A 4,341-nucleotide genomic window follows, 5' to 3' on the forward strand; every position below is an offset into this window, starting at 1 on the left:
ACACGCAATCAAGATGATCAATTATGTCTATTTTTGTTTTCAAATTATGTCTATAAAATTCCAAATTATTATACAAAACGATATTTATCAATTACTTATATAGACCAAAGTAGAACAGACATAGTTTCACTTTTAGCTAGTTTCAATTTAAGATTGCCGCAGTCAACTGGTTAGTGATTGTGCTAACCGCAACTCGAACATATTAAAATAAGCCTGATGCCTTATGAACGATCGCGTTGAAGTATCTATTTCTCTAGAAAATCCTTTTAGTCAAACCGAAGAGCTGAAATTCGAAGTTCCAGGTCAAGCAACCTATCAACCCGGCCCTTACGAGGACAGCCTGAAGAAAGGCTGGGCGCTCATCAAGCGACCCAGAAAAGCAGCAGGCGTTAAAGCAATCAGTCGTCAACATGCAAAAAACCGCATGACCATTTGGGAGCGTATTGACGTACTCACCGATGCCGGCGAAACGCCAACAATACTTTTCCAGAACTGGGGGCCAAACCTTGATGGCGCCTCTTTAGTTACTGCTATCGTCAAAATAAATGGCCGGGATGTCGCCCTCTATGGTCATGACTTCACCGTCCGCGCCGGTTCCATGGATGCCACCAACGGCAAAAAACTCGCGCGTTTAATCGAGCTGGCAGCCAAGCGCCGCATTCCTCTGGTCGGGTTGAATGACAGTGCCGGTGCTTATGTTCCCGCTGGCGTTGGCGGATTAGATGGCTACGCAGAAGCCTTTACAGCCCTGCGCAAGATCAGCGGTGTTGTGCCAAGCATTATGTGCATGTTCGGCTTCAATGCTGGCGGGGGCTCTTATCTGCCACGCCAGGGCAGCTTTATGATCCAACCCAAAAACACCTTCTTTGGATTAACTGGCCCAGGCGTTGTGAAAAGTGTTCTTGGTGAGGATGTGACGCCAGACGAGCTAGGTGGCCCTGGAGTGCACAGCCAAAGCGGCGTGACCGACTTTGTGGTGGAAGACGAAGTCGCCGCACTCAAAAAAGTAAAAGAAATTCTCAACTATATCCCAAGCAACAATAGCGAATTGGCGCCGCATCAGCCCACATCTGATTCCCTTAAGCGTCAAACTTGGGACATCGACATTCTATTGAAGAAAGCCTTCAACGGACCAAGCGGGTTTAACACACCTTTGGATGTCAGCATCCTGATACAAGAGCTGTGTGACCATGGCGATTTTCTTGAGGTACAGCCTGATCGCGCCAGAAACACCATTACGGCGCTGGGCCGTATGGGTGGCAATGTCATCGGCTTTGTGGCGAACAACAGCGCTGTTGCATCAGGGCAAATTGATATCGCCGCTGCTTACAAAAATGCCCGCTTTATTCGCTTCTGCAACCTTTACAACATACCCGTCATTTTCATGGAAGATACAACCGGGTTTCTACCGGGCAAGGAGCAAGAGACGGCAGGTATCGTGCAAGCTGGCCGAGCGATGCTTGATGCGATCGTTGATCTTCGCACACCACGCTTTTTGGTCATTATCCGTAACGCGTTTGGTGGCGCATACGCCTCTTACAATAATTATCCGACCGGCGCTGATTTTGTAATCGCATTACCGTCTACTCGCGCAGCCGTGATGGGGCCAGCAGGCGTGGAGTTCGTCTACAAAAATGAGCTACGAGCGATACGTGGTGCCGTAAAAGCAGGAGAAGAAAGCGCCGCTTGGGGTAAAGAGCAAGAAGCTTTGCTGGCAAAGCGCTACGAAGAAGAGTTGATGAACCCCAACGAGGCACTGAGTTTGGGTTCGATTTCGCAAATTGTCATGCCAAAAGATTTGCGGAAGGTTCTCTGCGAGAACATGAATTTTCATCTAAGTCACTACACGGCTGAGCCGATGCAATCCGTTCAGCGAGAATTTTTCTAAACGACGGTCTGTTTGAACTTCAGAGAGATAGAACAAGATTATGAGTAAGAATCATTATTTAAATAACGACCTGATCCACAGAGACCGTCAACTTCACAACGCGCCATCCAGCTGGGTACGCAGCTTTGACTGTCGAGACATTCACCCACTGATTATCTGTCGCGGCCCGATTCGAAAAGAAGCCATGGATGTATTCACGGAAATGGGCATCGAATACTACGGCATTTTGCTCTCCGAAAAAGATAGCGTGGTGTATCAAAATGCACTTGCACCAGAGCTACGACAAATGCCTGACCCGAGTCGGGTGCATCGCGTACCAGATTATACTGGAGCGGACAAAGCTGAGCGCGAACAGCGTATTCAGCAAATTATTCAGATCGCCAAAACCAACAATTACAATGCTGTATTTGCTGGTTATGGTTTTATGGCCGAAGACGAAACCATGGTCGCCGCGATGGAAAGCGCGGGGCTGACCTTCATTGGCCCATGCTCAAAGACAGTCCACGATGCCGGCTTGAAAGACGAAGCAAAACGCACTGCACTGAAGGTTGGCGTAAGCGTCACACCAGGCGTGGACAATGCAACCGCGCTTGCCTTGCTCAAGAAACACAAAGATGAAGCCCAGCTGCTTGCGTTGGCAGAGGCCGAAAGCCTTCCGCTTGACCGGGAAGCCTTCGATGCGGCAGAAACATTGGAGGACAAAGCCGACATTGTCCTCGCTGCGGGCTACAAGAAAGGTGTGGATCTTTACACCGTGGCAGAGCTTCAAGAGAGTATTGCTGAACAAGTCGTCGAGATTGGCAAAAAGCACCCTGAAAACCGCATTCGTCTGAAAGCAATTGGCGGTGGTGGCGGAAAAGGCCAGCGTATTTTACCAAGCCCTGCATCACTTAAGGGCAGCGCGGACAAACGCCTAAAAGAAGTAGCCGATCTTGCACCAAGCTTGGTACTGGAAATTCTAAACGAAGTAAAAACCACCGGCGTAGGCGATAACAAAAACGTGTTGGTCGAGCTGAATATCGAGACGACACGCCACCAAGAAATTCAGGTCATCGGCAATGGCGAGTGGACTCTGGCTCTGGGCGGCCGCGACTGCTCATTACAGATGCACGAGCAAAAGCTTTTGGAAGTCTCGGTTACGGCTGAGGATTTGCAAAACGCACTTGCCCATGCGGTAAAAGCCGGCCGTGATGCAGAAGTAAAAGTATTGAGCCAGGACATTAAAACGCTGGAGGCGATGGAACAAGAAGCGGAGCGCTTCGGCGAGGCCGTCGGCTTAGACAACGTCTCAACATTTGAATGCATCGTTGATCGCGACAAGCACTTCTTCATGGAAATGAACACACGCATTCAAGTTGAGCACCGCGTAACCGAGCTCTGCTACAGTTTGCGCTTCGCCAACCCAGAGAACGACAATGAACACTTTGTTGTCACGTCACTAGTGGAAGCCATGGTTCTGCTCGCAGCACACGGCAAACGACTACCAAAGCCGACTAGAGTTCCTCGTTTTAATGCCTCTGTTGAGGCGCGCTTAAACGCGACAAATGACGCGCTTGCACCGCATGCTGGCGGAGTGATTAAACACTGGTCTAATCCTCTTGAAGGCGAGATTCGAGATGATCAGGGCATCAGTTTGCATAACCCTGATACGGACGTATTCATGACCTATCATCTAGCCGGCGCCTACGATAGCAACGTTGCACTGTTGCTCACGGTCGGCAACAGCCGAATGGAAAGCTATCAGCGGCTGTCTGAAATTTTGCGTGTCACCAAACTTGAAGGCAAAGACCTCTCTACTAACCTTGAATTTCACTACGGTTTGGTCAACTGGTTCATCGGCAATAATATTAATGCCCGCCCCACCACGCGATTTATCGTGCCTTATCTCACAGCGGTGGGCCAATTAAAGCAGGTCGCAAACGACCTTGATGTAGATCAGGTCTATCAGGCTGTCGTTGCCAAGGAAATTGCAGCGCAACCAGCATTGAAAGACGAGATCACCGCAACAGCAGAGCTAAAAGCGCTCTTGCTTACTCGCCCAGTGAAACAGCTATTTAACAACCCTCATGTCCTGTCAGGCTGGCTGAGCACACACAAAACAAGCTTTGAACAAAGCAGCAAAGGTCAGCTTTCCTGGAAGCGTAACCCTGTTCACGTGCTCTCAGAAACCTATCATTATCTCAATATGAACTACACGCCAGAAAATCCGGCGGCAGATATGATCTGGGACCATGACAACGATGTGCTCCAAGATGCGATGGCCTTTTACGAACAACTCGAATTGACACTTGGCACCAGAAACTTTGCAGAGATCGAGAAAGCCCTGTGCAATTCGCGCGCGCCCAAGGGAATAGAAAAAGAGCAATGGCAGGCTGTAAAAGCCGCACACAAAGGCTACCAACTAGGCAACGAAGTACTACTTTTGTTAGCGCATGTTGCTTACAGCACCGAGT

Annotated in this window: 2 protein-coding genes; both read left to right on the forward strand. The window is 49.4% G+C overall.

Annotated features, from left to right (window positions below):
- Positions 1-223 precede the first annotated feature (223 nt).
- Complete coding sequence (locus A3751_RS09740) at positions 224-1,888, forward strand: acyl-CoA carboxylase subunit beta (protein ID WP_068455086.1); 1,665 nt, start codon at positions 224-226, stop codon at positions 1,886-1,888.
- A 40-nt stretch (positions 1,889-1,928) separates the two neighbouring features.
- On the forward strand, positions 1,929-4,341 hold a 2,413-nt coding region (locus tag A3751_RS09745; protein WP_068455089.1), incomplete at its 3' end, for a biotin carboxylase N-terminal domain-containing protein.

The organism is Oleiphilus sp. HI0080 (assembly GCF_001635135.1).

Bases quoted from the DNA above. Each gene is read 5' to 3' on its own strand.
- A3751_RS09740 (WP_068455086.1), top strand. From the start codon at position 224: ATGAACGATCGCGTTGAAGTATCTATTTCTCTAGAAAATCCTTTTAGT.